Source organism: Microbacterium aurantiacum, from assembly GCF_021654035.1.
GTDB lineage: Bacteria > Actinomycetota > Actinomycetes > Actinomycetales > Microbacteriaceae > Microbacterium > Microbacterium aurantiacum.
On sequence record NZ_JAJPDW010000005.1, the window covers coordinates 148,465 to 167,713 of the forward strand.

Genomic DNA, 19,249 nt, shown 5'->3' on the forward strand with positions numbered 1-19,249 from the left:
GCGCAGACGCGTGTGGTCAGGATACGCAGGGGATGCCGCACACACGGGCATTGGGCGCTCCCGGGGCGCTTTCAGGTCGATTTCGCTACTCTGAAACGTCGAGTCCGTCGCCCGATGACCCATGGGCCGGCTCGGGAAGGATTTCTCCGTGCGTTTCGTGTGGGCCGTCGCGGCCTTCGTCCTCGCGGCGCTGATGATCGGCGCCGGGATCGCTCAGCGCACCGTCTTCCAGGGGCCGACGACGCAGAGTGCCGGCGCCGTGATCGACAGCGACGCCCGTTATGTGCTCGTCGACGGTGCCGTCATGAACATGTATCCCGGTGCGCAGACGCTCCGCGCCGACGGCGAGGGGGAGATCTTCGCCGCCTATGGGCGGACGACGGACATGCAGGCCTGGCTCTCCGACACCGCATACACGGCCGTCACCGTCGGAGACGAAGGCGCACTCATCACCACCGACATCGAACCCGCGATCACGGCGGAGCCGGGGGAGGACGCGCCGGCCGGCGACGACGCGAGCGCGACTCCCGAGGCGACGACCGAGGAGGACGCGGCGGGCGCCGAAGGTCCTGATCCGACGGCCGCGAGCCGCGATCCCCGCGGGTCGGACCTGTGGTTGGCCGAGTACGAGCAGACAGACAACCTGGTCACCCCCCTCCAGATCCCGGAAGACCTCTCCGTGCTCCTCGCGGCCGACGGCGAGTCCGCTGCGCCGACGAAGCTGTCGGTCACGTGGCCGATCACCAATCGCACGCCGTGGGCCGGTCCCCTCATCGTCGGCGGCGCGATCGTCATGGCGGTCGGCGTCTGGCTGTACTTCCTCGCGATCCGACACATCCGCCGCTCGAAGGGTCCGCGTCGCAAGGGGCTCCCCGTCCCGGTGACGGAGCCCATCGATCTTTCGAACAGCGCTTCGCGCAAGGGGGTCATCAGCGCCGGTGGCGTGAGGCGTGCGCTCTCACGAGGTCGCCGGCCGATCCTCGCCGTCCCCGCGCTCGGCGTCTCCGTCCTGCTTCTCGCCGGATGCTCCGCAGACGCGTGGCCGCAGCTCGGCGCGTCGCCCACTCCGACGCCGACGCAGACGGTCATCGCACCGGAGGGCCAGCAGCAGCCGGCGGTCACCCGTGACCAGGCTGAGACCATCGTGGAGCGCGTGGCCGACACCGTCGGCGAGGCCGATGCAGCGCTCGACCTGGATCTCGCCGCCACGCGCCTGGACGGGGCGATGCTCGCTGCTCGCGCGACCAATTACACATTGCGCGGGGCGATCCCCGACTACGCCGCGCCCGCTCCCATCGTCTCGGGCTCGCTCGAGATCATCCTGCCCCAAGCGTTCGACGGGTGGCCACGGTCCTTCCTCGCCGTCGCCGATGACGAATCGTCCAACACCTCCAGCATCATGGTGCTGACGCAGAAGGATCCGTGGTCGGACTTCCTGCTGTCCTATGCGGGAAGCCTCGAAGCCTCCACGCTGATGCCGGATCTCGCGCCCACGTACGTCGGAGCGCCGCAGGTGCAGCCGGACTCGCCCTTCCTGATCATGCCCCCCGAGGAGGTGGCGGCCGCCTACTCGGACGTCATCAACAACGGCGAGGACAGCGAGTTCTTCGAGGTCTTCGAAGAGGAGGGCGACCAGCTGCGAGCCAGCATCGCATCCGACCGTGCACGCCGCCTGGAGGAGTTCAACCAGACCGCTGCGTCGACCGGAAGCCTCACGTTCTCGTCCACCGAGGGCGCATTCGCGCCCTATGCCCTCGCGACCCTGGAGAGCGGCGCGATCGTCGCCGTCAGTGTGCGGGAGAGCGACGAGGTCCGACCCACCAATGAAGACGCGGTCATCAAGCTGGACAACAACGCCACGGTGCAAACCCTCGCGGGGGCTGACCAGTCCGCAACGGGGTTCGAGACGACGTTCAGCGATCAGATCTTCTTCTACGTGCCCGGTCAGGGATCCAGCGAACGGATCCGTCTGCTCGGCTACGCGTCCGACATCCTCGAAGCGAAGGTGATCCCGTGACCGATCTCTCCCCAGCCGCCCTGCGCGGCGCCGTGGACCTCTCGTCCCTCCGCCAGGCCGCAGCGCGCCCCACCCCCGGAACGGGCGCAACCTCGGCATCCGCGTCGGCGCCGTCGCTCGTCTTCGACGCGACCGATGACACCTTCTCGCAGGTGCTCGAGCTCTCGCGAACCGTCCCCGTCGTCGTCGACCTCTGGGCGGAGTGGTGCGGGCCCTGCAAGCAGCTGAGCCCGGTCATCGAGAAGGTCGTCACGGAGCTCGACGGGCGCGTCGTCCTGGTGAAGGTCGACGTGGACGCCAATCCGCAGCTCGCGCAGGCGTTCCGCGCCCAGTCGATCCCGATGGTCGTCGGGCTCGTGGGCGGTCAGCCCGTCCCTCTGTTCACCGGAGCGGTTCCCGAGCAGCAGGTCCGCGAGGTGCTGGGCCAGCTTCTCCAGCTGGCTGCCCAGCACGGGGTGACCGGCACCGTTCCCCGCGAGGACGGCGACGGGGCGGAGACCGAGCCTGCGGAGGCCCCCCTTCCGCCGCTGCACGCCGAGGCCTTCGCGGCGATCGAGGAGGGCGACTACGCGCGGGCCATCGCCGCGTACGAGAAGGCGCTGGCGGAGAACCCTCGCGACGCGGACGCTCAGGCCGGACTCGGGCAGGTGCGTCTGCTCGACCGAGTCCAGGGTGTCGACCTCGCGGAGGCGCGATCGGCGGCCGCGGCGAACCCCTCCGACGTTCCGTCGGCGTTGCTCGTGGCGGATCTGGATGTCACGGGTGGCCACGTCGATGACGCCTTCGAGCGTCTCCTCGATCTGATGGCGGCCCTTCCCGATGCGGAACGCGGGCCGCTCCGCGAGCGTCTGCTGGAGTACTTCGGTCTGGTGGGCGACACCGACCCGCGCGTGCTCCGCGCCCGCGGACGGCTGGCGTCGCTGCTCTTCTGATCGCGGTCACCCGCCCCGCCCGAGGGGAGGCGGGGTGCTGCCGGACCATGTCCGGCAGCACCCCGCGTTCCCTCATTCCGCGAGGGTCGGGATGTGCGCCTCGCGACGGTGGCGCAGCCAGACCGCTCCCAACGGCGGAAGCGTCAGGTGCGCACGCCCTCCCTCACCGGCGTGCACGACGCCGAAGTTCCCCACGCCCGATCCACCGAAGTCGTCCGCGTCGCTGTTGAGGATCTCCTCCCACACACCCGGCTCCGGCAGATCGAGCTCGAAGCCGTGGACGGGGACGCCGGAGAAGTTCGAGATCGACACCACCGTGTTGCCGTGCCAGTCGCGGCGCGCGAAGGAGATCACGTTGGGGTTCCAGCTCGGTGCACCGAGCCGGTGGAAGGCGGCGCCGTCGCTGTCGCGCGACCACAGCGCCGACTGATCCCGGTACACACGGTTGAGGCTGCCGACGAACCGCTGGAGTGCGGCGTGCGACGGCTGGTCCAACAGCCACCAGTCCAGAGAACGACCCTCGGACCATTCGGACATCTGCCCGAACTCCTGCCCCATGAACAGCAGCTGCTTACCGGGGTGAGACCACATGTACGCGAGGAACACGCGGAGGTTGGCGAGCTTCTGCCAGTGGTCGCCCGGCATCCGTGTGAAGAGGCTGCCCTTTCCGTGGACGACCTCGTCGTGGCTGATGGGCAGGACGAAGTTCTCGCTGAAGGCGTACACGAAGGAGAAGGACAGCTCGCCCTCGTGATGCGAGCGGTACATCGGGTCACGCTTGATGTACTGCAGCGTGTCGTTCATCCACCCCATGTTCCACTTGAACCCGAAACCGAGACCGCCGTGGTCGGTGGGCGCGGTCACACCGGGGAAGCTGGTGGACTCCTCCGCGATCATGACGATTCCCGGGTAGCGCTTGTAGGCGGTGGCGTTCACCTCCTGGAGGAAGGAGATCGCCTCCAGGTTCTCCCGACCACCGTGGACGTTCGGGACCCATTCGTCCGGCTCCCGCGAATAGTCGAGGTAGAGCATCGATGCCACCGCGTCGACTCGGAGTCCGTCGACGTGGAACTCCTCCATCCAGTACAGGGCGTTGGCGACGAGGAAGTTCCGCACCTCCCGACGTCCGTAGTCGAAGATGTACGTCCCCCAGTCCTTGTGCTCGCCACGCCGCGGATCCGGGTGCTCGTACAACGCCTCGCCGTCGAACCTCGCCAGAGCGAACGAATCCTTCGGGAAGTGGCCGGGAACCCAGTCCATGATCACGCCGATCCCGGCCTGGTGGAGTCGGTCGATGAGGTACTTGAGGTCATCCGGGGTGCCGAACCGGCTGGTCGGGGAGTAGTAGCCGGTGACCTGGTAGCCCCAGGACCCTCCGAAGGGGTGTTCCGCGAGCGGCATGAACTCGACGTGGGTGAAACCCTGAGCGGTGACGTAGTCGATGAGGCTGTCGGCCGCCTCGCGGTAGGTGAGGCCGGGGCGCCACGAGCCGAAGTGGAGCTCGTACACGGACATGGGGGCGCTGAGCGGGGTGCTCCGCGCCCGTGCCTCGAGCCAGGCGGCGTCCTGCCACTCGTAGTCCGAATGCGTGACGACGGACGCGGTCGCCGGCGGGACCTCCGCCCAACGCGCCATCGGGTCGGCCTTGGTCACCCATTCGCCGTAGCGGGAGAGGATCTCGAACTTGTAGATGGCGCCGACGTCGAGCACCGGGATGAACAACTCCCACACACCGGTGGACCCCATCGAGCGCATCGCGTGGCCCTGGCCGTCCCAGCCGTTGAAGTCGCCGACGACGCGCACGGCCTGCGCGTTCGGTGCCCAGACGGCGAAAGCCGTGCCGGGGACGCCGTCCTGGGTGCGGACGTGAGCACCGAGCACCTTCCACAGCTCCTCGTGCCGACCTTCCCCGATGAGATGGAGGTCGAGCTCGCCGACGGTGGGGGTGTACGCATAGGGGTCCGCGGCGACATGGACGGTGCCGCCGTCGTATGTCGCCTCGATCTCGTAGCCGCCGGGCGCGGCGGCTCGGCGCCCCTCCCAGATACCCCCGCGAACGTGGGCGAGCTCTACGCGCTCCCCGTCCGCGAAGACCGCCGTGACGGTCTTCGCGAGCGGGCGTCGGGCGCGCACCGCCCAACCCTCTGCTACCGGGTGCAGCCCGAGGACGGCATGCGGGTCGTGATGCGAGCCGGTGGCGACGGCATCCCAGACGTGGTCGTGATCGCTCATCGGGTCTCCTTGACGTGAAGGATGTGCACGGGCTCGGTGAAGGCGTCCAGACGGACGAAGTTGTGGTCGGCCCACGTCCAGCGCGCACCGGAGAGGAGATCCTCCACCTCATAGGCGTCGCCCGCGGGGACACCCCACACGGTGGTATCCAGATGCACCATCGTCTCCCGGACGGAGTGCGGGTCGGTGTTCACCACCACGATGATCGTGTCGGAGTTCCCGTTCGGGGACAGATCGCCGTCGAGATGCTTGGAGTAGACCAGCACGGCGTCGTCATCGCTCCAGTGCACGCGGAGATTGCGGAGCTGGCCGAGCGCCGGGTGGGCCCGGCGGATGTCGTTCAGGCGCCCGAGGAACGGCGCGAGGGAGTCGCCGCGTTCCACGGCGCCGTCCCAGTCGCGCACCTTGTACTCGTACTTCTCGTTGTCGATGTTCTCCTCGGAACCCGGTCGGGCCACGTTTTCATACAGCTCGTAGCCGGCGTAGACGCCGTACGTGGGAGCCGCGGTCGCGGCGATGGCCGCGCGGATGCGGTAGGCGGGACGACCGCCGAACTGCAGGTATTCGGTGAGGATGTCCGGTGTGTTCACGAACAGGTTGGGTCGGAGGAAATCCGCCGTCTCCCGCGCCAACGACAGGAGGAACTCTTCGAGCTCGGCCTTGGTGTTCCGCCAGGTGAAGTACGTGTAGCTCTGCTGGAACCCGACCGACGCGAGGGACTGCAGCGGCGCGGGACGGGTGAACGCCTCGGCGAGGAACACGACGTCGGGATGCTCGGCGTTCACCGTCGCGATCAGCCATTCCCAGAACTGCAACGGCTTGGTGTGGGGGTTGTCCACGCGGAAGATCTTCACGCCCTGATCGATCCAGTGTCGGACGACGCGGAGCGCCTCCGCACGAATGCCCTCGGGATCGTTGTCGAAGTTGATCGGGTAGATGTCCTGGTACTTCTTCGGCGGGTTCTCGGCGTACGCGATGGATCCGTCCGGGAGCGTTGTGAACCACTCGGGGTGCTCGCGCACCCACGGGTGATCCGGCGCCGCCTGGAGAGCGAAGTCCAGAGCCACCTCGATCCCCGCGTCGCGTGCGGCCGTGACGAACGCGCGGAAGTCCTCCAGGGTTCCGAGGTCCGGATGCACGGTGTCGTGCCCACCCTCGTCCGAGCCGATCGCCCAGGGCGAGCCGGGGTCACCGGGCTGCGGGTCGAGGGTGTTGTTCCGGCCCTTCCGGTTCACGCGCCCGATCGGATGGATTGGCGGCAGGTAGAGCACGTCGAACCCCATGTCCGCGACGGCGGGAAGCCGCCGGATCGCGGTCTGGAACGTTCCGCTGCGGATCTGACCGCTCGCGAGGACTTCTGCTCCCTCCGAGCGCGGGAAGAACTCGTACCACGCGCCGGAGCCGGCGCGCTCGCGCTCGACGAGGAGCTCGTGCTGCTCGCCGACGGTGTAGAGGGAGGCGAGGGGCCGAGCGTGCATCACCGCGGCCAGCTCGGGGTCGCGGACGACGGCGAGTGCACCGTTGCGGTCGACGGCGGCGTCCCGCAAGGAGGCCGCGGCCCGGACGAGCCGTGCGCGCTCGGCCTTCGCCCGGCCCTTCTGCGAACCGGCGCGTTCGAAGAGCAGAGCGCCCATCTCGCGCATGAGCTGCTCGTCGACGCCCGCCGCGATCTTGAGGTCGGCCGCGTGCTGCCAAGTGGCGAAGTCATCGGCGAACGACTCGAAACGGAACGTCCACGTCCCTTCCTGGACGAGCGCCACCTCGGTGCTCCAACGGTCGAAACCGTCGCCGAGAGCGCGGAGGCGGTGCAGAGACACGTCGCCGTCGGGCGCGGTCAGGCGCACCAGCACCCCGATGCTGTCGTGTCCTTCCCGGAACGCCGTGACGGTGAAGGGGACGACCTCTCCGGCGAACGCCTTGGGTCGGAACGGCCCCCAGGGGACGGAGGGGTGGGGCTTCGCCAGCGGGATGCGGAGGCTCCGGGTGGCCTCGCCTCCGGCCTGGGGCGGGACGTCGAAGACGGGGAGCGAGCTTGCGCTTCGCCAGGGACGGGGATGCGCGACGCGCGTTGTCGTAACCACGCTCCGAACCTACATCGGCCCCGTCGGGGTCGACAGGCTCTTGCGGAGTGTCACTCGGCCCGGAACAATCTCATCGCCGTCGGGGACAGCGACACCGTGTCCCCGGGGGCGCAGATCTCGACATCCGCCGAGGGGTGTTCATCGGCGCTCGACCACAACGGGATGTATCGGGACACGCCCTCGATCTCGGGCAGGGTCACGTCGATGGGCTCTTCGTTGCCGTGGATCATCAGCAGGATGCGGTTGAGGGCTTCCTCTTCGGGCGTGGAGGTTGCGACGTACTGCAGGGTCCGGTGCGCGGGATTCGTCCACTTCTCGTGCGACATGGTCCGGCCGTGTTCGTCGTACCACTCCATCACGGATGCCGACGGGGTGTGCTCGCCCGAGCGTGCGAACCGCCGCGGGCGCAGTGCCGGGTTCTCGCGACGCAGGCGCGTGAGCTCCCGCACATGGGCCGCGAGGTCCTCCTGCCACGGGGCGTGGTCCCACGACAGCCAGGTGAGAGAGGAGTCGTGGCAGTAGGCGTTGTTGTTCCCGCGCTGCGTGCGGCCGAACTCGTCGCCCGCCGTGAGCATGGGAACCCCCGCGGAGAAGAGCAGGGTGCCGAGGAGATTGCGCATCGCCCGGCGCCGCGTGGTGAGGATCCGCACGTCGTCCGTCGGCCCCTCCGCGCCGTGGTTGAAGGATCGGTTCGTGTCCGCCCCGTCGCGGTTCTGCTCTCCGTTGCCCAGGTTGTGTTTGACGTCGTAGGAGACGAGGTCCCGGAGCGTGAAGCCGTCGTGTGCCGTCACGAAGTTCACGCTCGCCAACGGTCCGCGCTCGGCCGTGAACGTGTTCGAGGACCCCGCCAGGCGGGTGGCGAATCCGCCGATGCCGACGGGCGCCGTCGACGCCCGGCGGGCGTAATCCACATCGCTCAGCCAGAAATTGCGCACGCGGTCGCGATACCGGTCGTTCCACTCGCTCCACCCGGGGCCGAAGTTCCCCGTCTGCCACCCTCCGAGACCGACGTCCCACGGTTCGGCGATCTTCTTGACGTCCCGGAGCGCATCGTCCTCGAGGATCGCCTGCAGGAGCGGATGCTCGGGGGTGAAGGTGTGGTCGCGGTCCCGCCCGAGCGTGACGGCGAGATCGAAACGGAAGCCGTCGACCTGCACATCGCGCGCCCAGTAGCGCAGCGAATCGAGGACGAGGCGGGCTGCGGCATCCGTGGACGTGTCGACGGCGTTCCCGCAACCGGTCACGTCGATGTACGCGCCGTCGGCGCCCTGCCGGTAGTACGCGCTGTTGTCGATCCCCCGCAGACTCGACCGCGGACCCCCGATGCCCTCCTCGGCGGTGTGGTTGTAGACCACGTCCAGGATCACCTCCAGGCCCGCTTCGTGCAGGAGGCGCACCATCCCCTTGAACTCCCGCAGCACCGCCTCCGGACCGGCCGCGCGACTCTCGGCGGTCGCGTACGGCGCGTGCGGAGTGAAGAAGTTCAGCGTGTTGTAGCCCCAGTAGTTCGTCAGGCCGTGCTGCAACAGGCGCAGCTCATTGCCGAAGGCGTGGACGGGCAGGAGCTGCACGGCCGTGACCCCGAGGGAATGGAGATGCTCGATCATCGCCGGATGGGCGAGTCCTGCGTATGTCCCGTGCAGGGCCGGAGGAATGGCCGGATGCCGCTTGGTCAGGCCCTTCACGTGCGCCTCGTAGATCACGGTCCTATCCAGCGGTGTGGCGGGCTTGGTGACCCCGCCCCAGTCGAAATGCCCCTGCACGGCCACCGAACGCCACTCGCCGATGCCGTTGTCGATCACCCCGCGCGAGTAAGGCTCCACGAGCAGGGTGTTCCGGTTGAACGTGTTCCGCGGGCCCTGGGGGCCGTCCACGCGGACGGCGTAGCGGGTACCCGGACGGAGCAGCTCCGAATCGACCGACCAGACGCCGCCGCCGACGGCGGACATCGGCCGCGCGTCCACGATCCAGTCCGCGTCGACGTCGTCGAACACGACGAGCTCCACCGCCTCGGCCGCCGAGGACCAGACGCGGAGGGTGCCGCCGCTCTCGCCGAGTTGCAGACCGAGATCGTCGAGATCCGCGGCCAGGAGACCGGATGCGGGGGAGGCCGCTTCGGAGAGCGAGGTGCCGAGCATGCGATCTACAGTAGTAACGCGCGGGAGCACCCGGTGGCTGCGGCGCAGACGAGGGAGGAATGACCGTCTATTTGGATCACGCGGCGGCCACTCCGTTGAGGCCCGAGGCGCGCGACGCGTGGCTCGACGCGCTGACCTCGGCAGGAAACGCCTCGTCCGTGCATTCCCACGGCCAGGCCGCCCGGAGGATCCTCGAAGAAGCGCGTGAGGCGCTGGCAGGGGCGGTCGGCTGCGAACCGGTGGAGGTCGTCTTCACCTCGGGCGGCACCGAGTCCGTCAATCTCGCGCTGAAGGGTCTGTGGGGAGCCCGTCGCCCCCGCGCCGCGGCGATCGTGCTCCCGGACGGCGAGCATCATGCGACGCTCGACGCCGTCTCCCATCTCGCTGAGCGGGACGGCGCCGAGGTGCGACCCGTGCCCCTCGACGTCGAGGGAGGCATCCGCATCTCCGCCTTCTCCGACGCGCTGGACGGCGCAGCGCTGGCCACCGCCTTGATGGCCGGCAACGAGACCGGGACGATCAACGACGTCGCGACGATCGCCGCCGCCGCCGGGGATCGCGGCGTGCCCCTCCACATCGATGCGATCGCCGCCTTCGGGCATATCGACGTCGACTTCCGGCGGCTGCGCGGTGACGCGGCCGCGGGCGTGGGCCTCTGCGCTCTCAGCGTCTCCGCACACAAGGTCGGCGGCCCCGCCGGGACGGGCGCGCTGGTGGTGTCGCGGACCGCGACGCTCACCCCGCTCCTCCACGGGGGCGGTCACCAGCGCCGCCTCCGTGCCGGTTCGCAGGACGTCGCCGGTGCCGCCGCCTTCGCCGCCGCTGCGACCGCCGCCGTCTCCGACCTCGCCGCCGAGGCCGATCGCCTCACCCTTCTGCGCGATGAGCTGATCCGCGGGGTGCTCGCCGCCGTTCCGGATGCCCGGCTCCTCGGCTCTCGGGAACGACGACTGCCCGGGAACGTCCACATCCATATCCCCGACGCCGCCGGTGAGACCCTCCTGTTCCTCCTCGATCAGCGGGGCGTCTCGGTGTCCACCGGGTCCGCCTGCCAGGCGGGCGTGACCGAACCGTCGCACGTCGTCCTCGCCCTCGGTGAGGACGAGCGGGTCGCCGGGGAGGTCCTCCGCATGACCCTCGGGCACACCAGCACCGCGGCCGACGTCGCCGCCGTCCTGGCCGCACTGCCCGATGCCGTCGCCCGCGCCCGCGCCGCATCCGGGAGACGTCGAGGAACACGCTCGTAGACTGAACCGATGCGAATCCTTGCGGCCATGAGCGGAGGCGTGGACTCGGCTGTGGCCGCCGCCCGCGCAGTGGATGCCGGGCACGACGTCGTCGGGGTGCATCTCGCCCTGTCCCGCGCCGGTGGCACGCTGCGCACGGGCAGCCGCGGGTGCTGCACGATCGAGGATGCGATGGACGCTCGGCGCGTCGCCGATCTCCTCGGCATCCCCTTCTACGTCTGGGACTTCTCGGAACGCTTCCGTGACGACGTCATCGACGACTTCATCTCCGAGTACCGTGCCGGCCGCACTCCGAACCCCTGCATGCGGTGCAACGAGAAGATCAAGTTCGCCGCGCTGCTCGAGCGTGCACTCGAGCTCGGCTTCGACGCGGTGTGCACCGGCCACTACGCCGTCGTCCACGACGGGCCCCGGGGCTGGGAGCTGCATCGGGCGTCGGACGCCGCGAAGGACCAGTCCTACGTCCTCGGCGTCCTCACGCAGGAACAGCTGGCCCACACGATGTTCCCGTTGGGGACGACGCCGTCGAAGGAGATCGTCCGCGCCGAGGCGGAGGCGCGCGGGCTCCGTGTCGCGCGCAAGCCCGACAGCCACGACATCTGCTTCATCCCCGACGGAGACACCCGCGGCTGGCTCGCCGAGAAGGTCGGGACGGCACCGGGACCGATCCTCGATTCCGACGGCGTCGAGGTGGGGCGACACGACGGCGCGCACGCGTACACCGTCGGCCAGCGGAGAGGTCTCGCTCTGGGCACTCCCGCCCCCGACGGCAAGCCTCGATTCGTCCTCGAGGTGCGGCCGGTCACGAACACCGTGGTCGTGGGCCCGAAGGAGGCGCTCGCGATCTCGGAGATCGCCGGCGCGCGACTGTCGTGGGCGGGCCCCGCTCCGGAGGACGCGGCCTTCGCCTGCGACGTGCAGATCCGCGCGCACGCGGACCCCGTCCCCGCCCACGCCGAGTGGGGACCCGACGGACTCCGGGTGACGCCGGCGGAGCCCTTCTCCGGCGTGGCGCCGGGTCAGACAGCGGTGCTGTACGACGGGACCCGGGTGATCGGGCAGTTCACGATCGATCGGACCGCATCGGCCGTCCCCGCATGAGTCCCGTGTCGGAGCTCCTCTCTAGACTGCTGGGGTGACCGACGCGGAACCCGTGACCCCTGCCGAGGATGCTCCCTTGGAGCGCCTCGATCTCCCGGCCGCGCGGGCGGAGTCACAGCGGCTCGCCGACCTGATCCAGGGTGCGCGCGACGACTACTACGGACGCGACGAGGTCCGCGTCGACGACGCGACCTACGACGCCTGGATGCGCCGGCTCGAAGCGCTGGAGCGGCTCCATCCCGAAGTCCAGGGCCAGGATTCGCCCACCCTCTCCGTCGGGGCCGCGTCGAGCACGCTGTTCGCCCCGGTCGTCCACGCCGAGCGGATGCTCAGTCTCGACAACGTCTTCAGCGAAGAGGAGTTCCTGGGCTGGGCGGCCCGCGTGGAGCGGGACGCCGGGCGCGCGGTCCGGTATCTGTGCGAACTCAAGATCGACGGACTCGCACTCTCGCTCCGATACGAGCGCGGTCGTCTCGTCTCGGCCGCCACCCGCGGGGACGGTCGCGTGGGCGAGGACGTCACCGAGAACGTCCGCGACATCGGCGGCATCCCCGCCGAACTGCGCGGCTCGGGGCACCCCGCACTCGTCGAGGTGCGCGGCGAGGTGTTCTTCACGGTGGAGGACTTCGCCGAGCTCAACGACTACCAGGCGTCGGTGGGCGATCGCCTCTTCGCCAACCCGCGCAACGCGGCGTCGGGGTCGCTTCGGCAGAAGCGCGAGGGAAAGAACGAGCGCCAGCTCGAGGCGATGGTGCAGCGCCTGTCGCGACTGCGTCTGACCGTGCACGGCATCGGCGCGTGGCCCGATCCGCCGGTCGCCACACAGAGCGAGGTGTACACGCTCCTCGCATCGTGGGGGCTGCCGGTGTCGGCGCATTTCGCCGTCCGCGCCGACGCGGAGGGAGCGGCGGAGTTCATCCGTCACTACGGAGCGCACCGCCACGACGTCGAGCACGAGATCGACGGCATCGTGGTGAAGGTCGACGACCTCGCGCTCCATGCGGAACTGGGTCAGACCAGCCGGGCACCCCGCTGGGCGATCGCGTACAAGTACCCACCGGAACAGGTCAACACCCGACTGCGCGACGTCGTCGTCTCCGTGGGACGTACCGGCAGGGCCACGCCGTTCGCCGTGATGGATCCCGTGCAGGTCGCGGGGAGTGTCGTACGCCAGGCCACCCTCCACAACCAGGACGTCGTCAAGGCGAAGGGGGTGCTCATCGGCGACACGATCGTCATCCGAAAGGCCGGCGACGTGATCCCCGAGGTCCTCGGACCGGTGGTGGAGCTGCGTGACGGTTCGGAACGCGAGTTCGTCATGCCCGAGGCCTGCCCGGAGTGCGGCGCGACCCTGGCTCCGGCCAAGGAAGGCGACATCGACCTGCGATGCCCCAACACCCGGACCTGCCCGGCTCAGGTGCGCGGCCGGGTGGAGCACATCGGATCGCGCGGCGCCCTCGACATCGAGGCGCTCGGCGAGGTGACGGCGGCCGCGCTCACCCAGCCCGTGGTCCCCGCGCACCCGGTTCTGCAGACGGAGGCCGCGCTGTTCGACCTCACGCTCGAACAGCTCGTGCCGATCGAGGTCCTGGTCCGCGACGCCGAGACGGGCGCGGTGAGAGTGGACGAGCAGACGGGGGAGCCGGTGCGGCGTGCGCCCTTCCAGAAGCTCGGTCCCGCGACTTATCCGCCCGGGACGGAGGACTGGGACGCCGCGACCCGACGTCGCGCGGGTGTGCGCAAGACGCACCGCGCCGTGCTCCCGTCCGAACAGGCGGTGAAGCTCCTCGCCGAGGTGGAACGGGCGAAGACGAAGGACTTCTGGCGCTTCCTCGTCGCCCTCAACATCCGACACGTCGGTCCGGTCGCCGCCCGCGCTCTGGCCGACTGGTTCGGGTCGATCACGGCGATCCGCGCATCGTCCCGCGAGGAGCTCGCCGCCGTCGAGGGCGTGGGCCCCACGATCGCGGACGCGATCATCGACTGGTTCGAGGTCGACTGGCATCGCGAGATCGTCGACCGGTGGGTGGCCGCGGGCGCGCGGCTCGAGATCCCCGGGCATCCCGGTCCCGGCGCGCGCGTCGTGCACGGGGGTGTCCTGGAGGGTCTCACCGTCGTCGCCACCGGTTCCCTCGACGGATACAGCCGGGAGGGTGCGCAGGAGGCGATCATCGCCGCCGGCGGGAAGGCGGCCTCCAGCGTGTCTAAGAAGACCGATTTCGTCGCCGCCGGCCCCGGCGCGGGGTCGAAGCTCGCGAAGGCCGAGGCGCTCGGCATCCGGGTGATCGATGCCGCGCAGTTCCGGCTGCTGGTCGAAGAAGGCCCGGCGGCACTCGACGACTGAGCTGCCCGGGTCGCCTCCTCCTCAGGGCGTGGTGGGCGTAGCCGGGGCCGAGAGCAGATCCTCCCGGACCCGGCGGCGCAGCACCTTCCCGATGAGGGACGTCGGGAGCTCCTCCACGACGACGATGCGACGCGGCACCTTGTATGGGGTCAGGATGCCGCGAGCGAACGCGTGGAGCGCCGCGCGGTCGATGTCGTCCACACCCGGGTCGAGCACGACGGCCGCGACGACCTCTTCTCCGGAATGCTCCGAGGGCATCCCCACGACGGCCACGTCCGAGACGCCGGGGAATCGCCGCAGCACCTGCTCGACCTCCGTCGGCGCGACGTTGAACCCGCCCGTGATGATCAGCTCCTTGATGCGGTCGACGATGCGGACGAAGCCGTCGTCGTCGATCGTGACGATGTCGCCGGTCCGGAACCATCCGTCGACGAACACGGCTTCGGTCTCCTCCGGCTTCCCGTGATAGCCGGAAAACACCTGGGGCCCGCGCACGAGGAGCTCGCCCTCGGCGCCCTGCGGCACGTCCCGCGAGGGGTCGTCCGGATCGACGACCCGGCATTCCGTTCCCGGAAGCGGGAGCCCGACGGTTCCCGGCTTGCGGTTCTCGGCTACCGGGTTCGCCATCAGCACCGGTGAACATTCGCTCAATCCGTACCCTTCGACGAGATACCCGCCGGTTTCGCTCTCGAACGGGACGACGAGGTCGTGGGGGAGGGCCATGGCCCCCGAGATCGCGACCTGGATTCCGGCGAGCGACACGCCCGCGCGTCGCGCCTCGGACAGCAGCCGATCGGCGATCGGCGGCACGAGCGGAAGGAAGGTCGCCGGCCGCCGGCGAGCGACCTTGAGGACCAAAGCCGGGTCGAACCGCGGGAACAGCACCAGGCGAGCGCCCATCGACATCGCGAACGTCAGGCAGAGGGTGAGTCCGTAGGCGTGGAACATCGGCAGCACGGCATAGACGACACAGCCCTCGCCGCGGGCGATGGTGGGCACCCAGGCGCGCGCCTGAGCCGCATTCGCGAGGAGATTCCGGTGCGTGAGCGACGCCCCCTTCGGAGTGCCGGTGGTCCCGCTCGTGTACTGGAGCAGCGCGACGTCTCCGGTGGCCGGCGCCGGGTGGTCGGCTGACAGCGGGGCGTGTCCGATCAGGGAACGCCAGGGCACGGCATCCGTCACCCGCGTTGTCAGCGCCGCACGGGACGCGCGCGCCTTCGGGATCGGAAGCCGCAGGGCCCCTCGCGTCGTCCACGGCATCGCTTCCGTGACGTCGACGGAGACGAGCGTGTCCACACGCAGATCGTGCGGGAAATCCTGCAGCGTCTGCACCGTCTTGCTCCACACGATCGCGTGCCGTGCGCCGTGATCCTCGAACTGCTTGCGGAGCTCTCGTGGCGTGTAGAGCGGATTGTGCTCGACGACGACACCGCCGATGCGGAGCACGGCGTAGAAGGCGACGATGTGCTGGGGGCAGTTGGGCAGCACGAGCGCGACCGGATCGCCCGGGCGGACGCCGTGGGCGTGGAGCGCTGCGGCGACCCGTCGGATCTGCTCGTCCAGGCTCCGATAGGTCGTGGTGCTGCCGAAGAACTCCAACGCCACGGCGTCGGGATGGGAAGCGGCCGAGGCCGTGACGATGTCCACGAGCGAGCCCGCTATCGGGCCGATGTCCTCCGGAACGCCCGCGGCGTAGCTGGCGGTCCATGGGCGGGGCGGCACGAACGCTGTCACAGGGTCAGCCTATGGCCACGGCGGGGCGCACAGGACACGCCGACTAGGATGTCCGAGTGTCTGAAATCACTCCTGATCTCGTACGTCATCTCGGCGTGCTCGCCCGGATTCAGCTGAGCGACGAGGAGGTCGGGCGCCTCACGGGGCAGCTCGACGCGATCGTCGACAACATCGCGAAGGTGTCCGCGGTAGCGACTCCCGATGTCGTCGCGACGAGCCACCCGATCCCGCTCACGAACGTCTTCCGCGAGGACGTCCCCGGCGGCGAACTCACTCCGGAACAGGTCTTGCAGAACGCCCCCGACGCAGCCGATGGCCGCTTCCGCGTCACCGCGATCCTCGGAGAGGAGCAGTGAGCGCGCAGATGGACGATCTCACCCGGATGAGCGCCGCCGACCTCGCTTCCGCCCTCGCGTCCGGTGGCGTCTCCGCCGTGGAGGCCACGCGCGCGCACCTGCAGCGCATCGAGGAGGTCGACGGCGATGTGCACGCCTTCCTCCACGTCAGCGAACACGCCGTCGACGTCGCCGCGGACATCGACCGTCGCCGTCGCGCCGGCGAGGAGCTCGGCGCGCTCGCGGGGGTCCCGCTCGCGGTGAAGGACGTCCTCGTCACCACCGACATGCCCTCGACCAGCGGCTCCCGCATCCTCGAGGGCTACATGTCGCCCTACGACGCGACGGTCGTCGCCAAGGCCCGTGCGGCCGGCCTCGTACCGATCGGCAAGACGAACATGGACGAGTTCGCCATGGGCTCCTCCACCGAGCACAGTGCCTACGGCCCCACGCGCAACCCCTGGGATCTCGACCGGATCCCCGGCGGATCCGGCGGTGGCTCCGCCGCCGCCGTCGCCGCGTTCGAGGCCCCGCTGGCACTCGGCTCCGACACGGGCGGTTCGATCCGTCAGCCCGCACACGTGACGGGCACGGTGGGTGTGAAGCCGACCTACGGCGGCGTCAGCCGCTACGGAGCGATCGCGCTGGCGTCGTCCCTCGACCAGGTGGGCCCCGTCACCCGGACGGTGCTGGACGCGGGTCTCCTGCACGACGTGATCGGCGGCCATGATCCGAACGACTCCACGTCGCTCACGGACACCTGGCCCTCGTTCGCGGAGGCCGCGCGCGCCGGAGCCTCGGGTGCCTCCCTCGCGGGTCTGCGCATCGGGGTCATCCGCGAACTGCCGCAGAGCGGGTTCCAGGCCGGCGTATGGGCGGCGTTCCAGGACGCGCTGACGACGCTGGAGGCACAGGGCGCGGAAATCGTCGACATCAGCGCCCCGCACTTCGAGTACGGAGTCGCCGCCTACTATCTGATCCTCCCCGCGGAGGCGTCGAGCAACCTCGCGAAGTTCGACTCCGTGCGATTCGGCCTCCGGGTGGACGTTCCCCGCGGAACGGTCGAGGACGTCATGGCCGCCACGCGCGAAGCCGGCTTCGGCGACGAGGTCAAGCGGCGCATCATCCTCGGCACCTATGCGCTCTCGGCGGGGTACTACGACGCGTACTACGGCTCGGCCCAGAAGGTGCGCACCCTCATCCAGCAGGACTTCGCCGAGGCCTTCGCGCAGGTCGACGTCATCGCGACGCCGTCCGCCCCGACCACGGCCTTCCGTCTCGGCGAGAAGATCGATGATCCGCTGCAGATGTATCTCAACGACATCACGACCATCCCGGCGAACCTCGCCGGGGTCCCGGGGATCTCGGTGCCGGCGGGACTCGCTGCCGAAGACTCCCTGCCCGTGGGGGTGCAGTTCCTCGCGCCGGCGCGTGAGGACGCGCGCCTGTACCGCGTGGGCGCCGCCCTGGAGACGCTGTTGACGGAGAAGTGGGGTGGTGCGCTTCTCGACCGCGCCCCGCACCTGGGTTCCGCGAAGGAAGGGAACCGCTGATGGCCAAGGCCGCACTCATGGATTACGACGAGGCGATCGAGCGCTTCGAGCCCGTGCTGGGCTTCGAGGTGCACGTCGAACTCAACACCCGGACGAAGATGTTCTCGTCGGCGCCGAACCCGGCGCACTCCGAGAATCACGACGCCGCTCCGAACACCCTCGTCGCGCCGGTCGACATGGGCCTCCCGGGCGCGCTCCCCGTGGTCAACGAGACCGCGGTGAGGTACTCGATCAGCCTCGGCCTCGCGCTGGGCTGCGAGATCGCGACGTCCTGCCGCTTCGCGCGGAAGAACTATTTCTATCCCGACCTGGGCAAGAACTACCAGATCTCCCAGTACGACGAGCCCATCGCCTTCGAGGGCTCGGTGGACGTCGAGCTCACCGACGGCACGATCGTCTCCGTGCCGATCGAGCGGGCGCACATGGAGGAGGATGCCGGCAAACTCACGCACATGGGCGGGTCGACCGGCCGCATCCAGGGTGCAGAGTATTCGCTCGTCGACTACAACCGTGCCGGTGTGCCGCTCGTGGAGATCGTGACGAAGCCCATCTTCGGAGCAGAGGGCCGGGCGCCGGAGATCGCGCGGGCCTACATGCAGACGATCCGCGACATCGTGCTCTCCCTCGGAATCTCGGAAGCGCGCATGGAACGCGGGAATCTGCGTTGCGATGCGAACGTCTCGCTCCGCCCCCGTCGCGGACCGGGGGAGGACCCCGCTCCGCTCGGGACCCGGACGGAGACGAAGAACGTCAACTCGATGCGATCGGTCGAGCGTGCCGTCCGCTACGAGATCCAGCGACAGGCGGCGATCCTCGCCGAGGGCGGAACGATCACTCAGGAGACCCGTCACTGGCACGAGGACACCGGGACCACCTCGCCGGGCCGTCCGAAGTCGGATGCCGACGACTACCGCTACTTCCCCGAGCCCGACCTGCTCCCCGTCGTCCCGGCCCGGGAGCTCGTGGAGGATCTGCGGGCCGCTCTCCCGGAATCGCCCGCCGTTCATCGGCGACGTCTGAAGGACGCCTGGGGCTTCACCGATCTGGAGTTCCAGGACGTCGCCAACGGCGGACTCCTCGTCGAGGTGGAAGCCACGGTGGCGGCAGGCGCCTCACCTGCGGCAGCGCGGAAGTGGTGGACCGGCGAGATCACCCGGGTCGCGAATGCGGCAGGTCGCGAGCCCGCGGATCTCATCGCACCGGCAGCGGTGGCCGATCTCCAGCGCCTCGTCGACGCGGGGACGCTCACCGACAAGCTCGCCCGTCAGGTCTTGGAGGGCATGATCGCCGGTGAGGGGACCGCCGAGGAGGTCGTCGCCGCCCGCGGGCTCGCCGTCGTCTCCGACGACGGGGCCCTGCTCGCGGCGATCGACGACGCCCTCGCCGCCCAGCCCGATGTCCTCGCGAAGATCCGCGACGGCAAGGTGCAGGCGGCCGGTGCGGTCATCGGCGCGGTGATGAAGGCGATGCGCGGTCAAGCGGACGCCGCGCGGGTCCGAGAACTGGTCCTGGAGCGCGCGCAGAGCTGACACCGG

At 69.7% G+C, this 19,249-nt stretch carries 12 protein-coding genes; 8 read left to right on the top strand and 4 right to left on the bottom strand.

What is annotated here, in order from left to right:
- Positions 1 to 148: 148 nt before the first annotated feature.
- Together LTL01_RS11835 and LTL01_RS11840 are read left to right on the top strand one after the other, a co-directional pair.
- Positions 149 to 2,017, top strand: coding sequence for a DUF8094 domain-containing protein (locus tag LTL01_RS11835; RefSeq protein WP_236968708.1), 1,869 nt, complete (start codon positions 149 to 151; stop codon positions 2,015 to 2,017).
- The gene (locus LTL01_RS11840; protein WP_236968709.1) at positions 2,014 to 2,949 is read left to right on the top strand and encodes a tetratricopeptide repeat protein; all 936 of its coding nucleotides are present in this window, start codon (positions 2,014 to 2,016) and stop codon (positions 2,947 to 2,949) included. Before LTL01_RS11835 ends, LTL01_RS11840 begins: the two co-directional genes overlap by 4 nt.
- A gap of 72 nt (positions 2,950 to 3,021) precedes the next feature.
- Here the strand turns inward: LTL01_RS11840 and glgB are convergent, their stop codons facing one another.
- The 3 genes from glgB to glgX all read right to left on the bottom strand — a co-directional run bounded on the left by glgB (position 3,022) and on the right by glgX (position 9,400).
- A complete protein-coding gene (glgB, locus tag LTL01_RS11845; RefSeq protein WP_236968710.1) occupies positions 3,022 to 5,181 on the bottom strand; it encodes a 1,4-alpha-glucan branching protein GlgB in 2,160 nt (719 codons plus the stop codon).
- Positions 5,178 to 7,145 (bottom strand): alpha-1,4-glucan--maltose-1-phosphate maltosyltransferase, encoded by a 1,968-nt coding sequence (locus LTL01_RS11850; RefSeq protein WP_236968750.1) that lies wholly within the window; start codon positions 7,143 to 7,145, stop codon positions 5,178 to 5,180. The genes glgB and LTL01_RS11850 overlap by 4 nt, the downstream gene beginning before the upstream one ends.
- Before the next feature lie 167 nt (positions 7,146 to 7,312).
- Entirely contained in the window at positions 7,313 to 9,400 is a 2,088-nt protein-coding gene (glgX, locus tag LTL01_RS11855) for a glycogen debranching protein GlgX (RefSeq protein ID WP_236968711.1), read from the bottom strand.
- Between the two features lie 59 nt (positions 9,401 to 9,459).
- Here glgX and LTL01_RS11860 point away from each other — a divergent pair, with 59 nt between their 5' ends.
- Genes LTL01_RS11860 through ligA form a run of 3 tightly spaced genes read left to right on the top strand, consistent with a single transcriptional unit; the run spans position 9,460 to position 14,092 of the window.
- Positions 9,460 to 10,647 carry a cysteine desulfurase family protein gene (locus tag LTL01_RS11860; RefSeq protein WP_053548306.1) on the top strand — a complete coding sequence of 396 codons (1,188 nt, stop codon included), beginning with the start codon at positions 9,460 to 9,462 and terminating at the stop codon, positions 10,645 to 10,647.
- A gap of 9 nt (positions 10,648 to 10,656) precedes the next feature.
- Complete coding sequence (gene mnmA, locus LTL01_RS11865; protein ID WP_236968712.1) at positions 10,657 to 11,748, top strand: tRNA 2-thiouridine(34) synthase MnmA; 1,092 nt, start codon at positions 10,657 to 10,659, stop codon at positions 11,746 to 11,748.
- Between the two features lie 34 nt (positions 11,749 to 11,782).
- Positions 11,783 to 14,092 (top strand): NAD-dependent DNA ligase LigA, encoded by a 2,310-nt coding sequence (gene ligA / locus LTL01_RS11870; RefSeq protein WP_372461345.1) that lies wholly within the window; start codon positions 11,783 to 11,785, stop codon positions 14,090 to 14,092.
- 21 nt (positions 14,093 to 14,113) lie between these two features.
- Here ligA and LTL01_RS11875 read toward each other — a convergent pair whose 3' ends face one another.
- Entirely contained in the window at positions 14,114 to 15,826 is a 1,713-nt protein-coding gene (locus tag LTL01_RS11875) for a long-chain-fatty-acid--CoA ligase (RefSeq protein WP_236968713.1), read from the bottom strand.
- A 56-nt stretch (positions 15,827 to 15,882) separates the two neighbouring features.
- Here LTL01_RS11875 and gatC point away from each other — a divergent pair, with 56 nt between their 5' ends.
- The 3 genes from gatC to gatB are packed head-to-tail and all read left to right on the top strand — an operon-like array spanning position 15,883 to position 19,243.
- Positions 15,883 to 16,182: an Asp-tRNA(Asn)/Glu-tRNA(Gln) amidotransferase subunit GatC gene (gene gatC, locus LTL01_RS11880; protein ID WP_236968714.1), complete on the top strand. Its 300-nt coding sequence runs from the start codon at positions 15,883 to 15,885 to the stop codon at positions 16,180 to 16,182.
- An 8-nt stretch (positions 16,183 to 16,190) separates the two neighbouring features.
- On the top strand, positions 16,191 to 17,714 hold the full coding sequence (gene gatA, locus LTL01_RS11885; RefSeq protein ID WP_236968752.1) for an Asp-tRNA(Asn)/Glu-tRNA(Gln) amidotransferase subunit GatA: 1,524 nt from the start codon (positions 16,191 to 16,193) through the stop codon (positions 17,712 to 17,714).
- Complete coding sequence (gene gatB / locus LTL01_RS11890; protein WP_236968715.1) at positions 17,714 to 19,243, top strand: Asp-tRNA(Asn)/Glu-tRNA(Gln) amidotransferase subunit GatB; 1,530 nt, start codon at positions 17,714 to 17,716, stop codon at positions 19,241 to 19,243. Before gatA ends, gatB begins: the two co-directional genes overlap by 1 nt.
- Positions 19,244 to 19,249 lie beyond the last annotated feature (6 nt).

What these genes read in the sequence shown, in the direction of transcription:
- mnmA (WP_236968712.1), top strand. Translation starts at nt 10,657, where the DNA reads ATGCGAATCCTTGCGGCCATGAGCGGAGGCGTGGACTCGGCTGTGGCC.
- glgX (WP_236968711.1), bottom strand. Translation starts at nt 9,400, where the DNA reads ATGCTCGGCACCTCGCTCTCCGAAGCGGCCTCCCCCGCATCCGGTCTC.
- LTL01_RS11860 (WP_053548306.1), top strand. Translation starts at nt 9,460, where the DNA reads ATGACCGTCTATTTGGATCACGCGGCGGCCACTCCGTTGAGGCCCGAG.
- gatA (WP_236968752.1), top strand. Translation starts at nt 16,191, where the DNA reads ATGGACGATCTCACCCGGATGAGCGCCGCCGACCTCGCTTCCGCCCTC.
- glgB (WP_236968710.1), bottom strand. Translation starts at nt 5,181, where the DNA reads ATGAGCGATCACGACCACGTCTGGGATGCCGTCGCCACCGGCTCGCAT.
- gatB (WP_236968715.1), top strand. Translation starts at nt 17,714, where the DNA reads ATGGCCAAGGCCGCACTCATGGATTACGACGAGGCGATCGAGCGCTTC.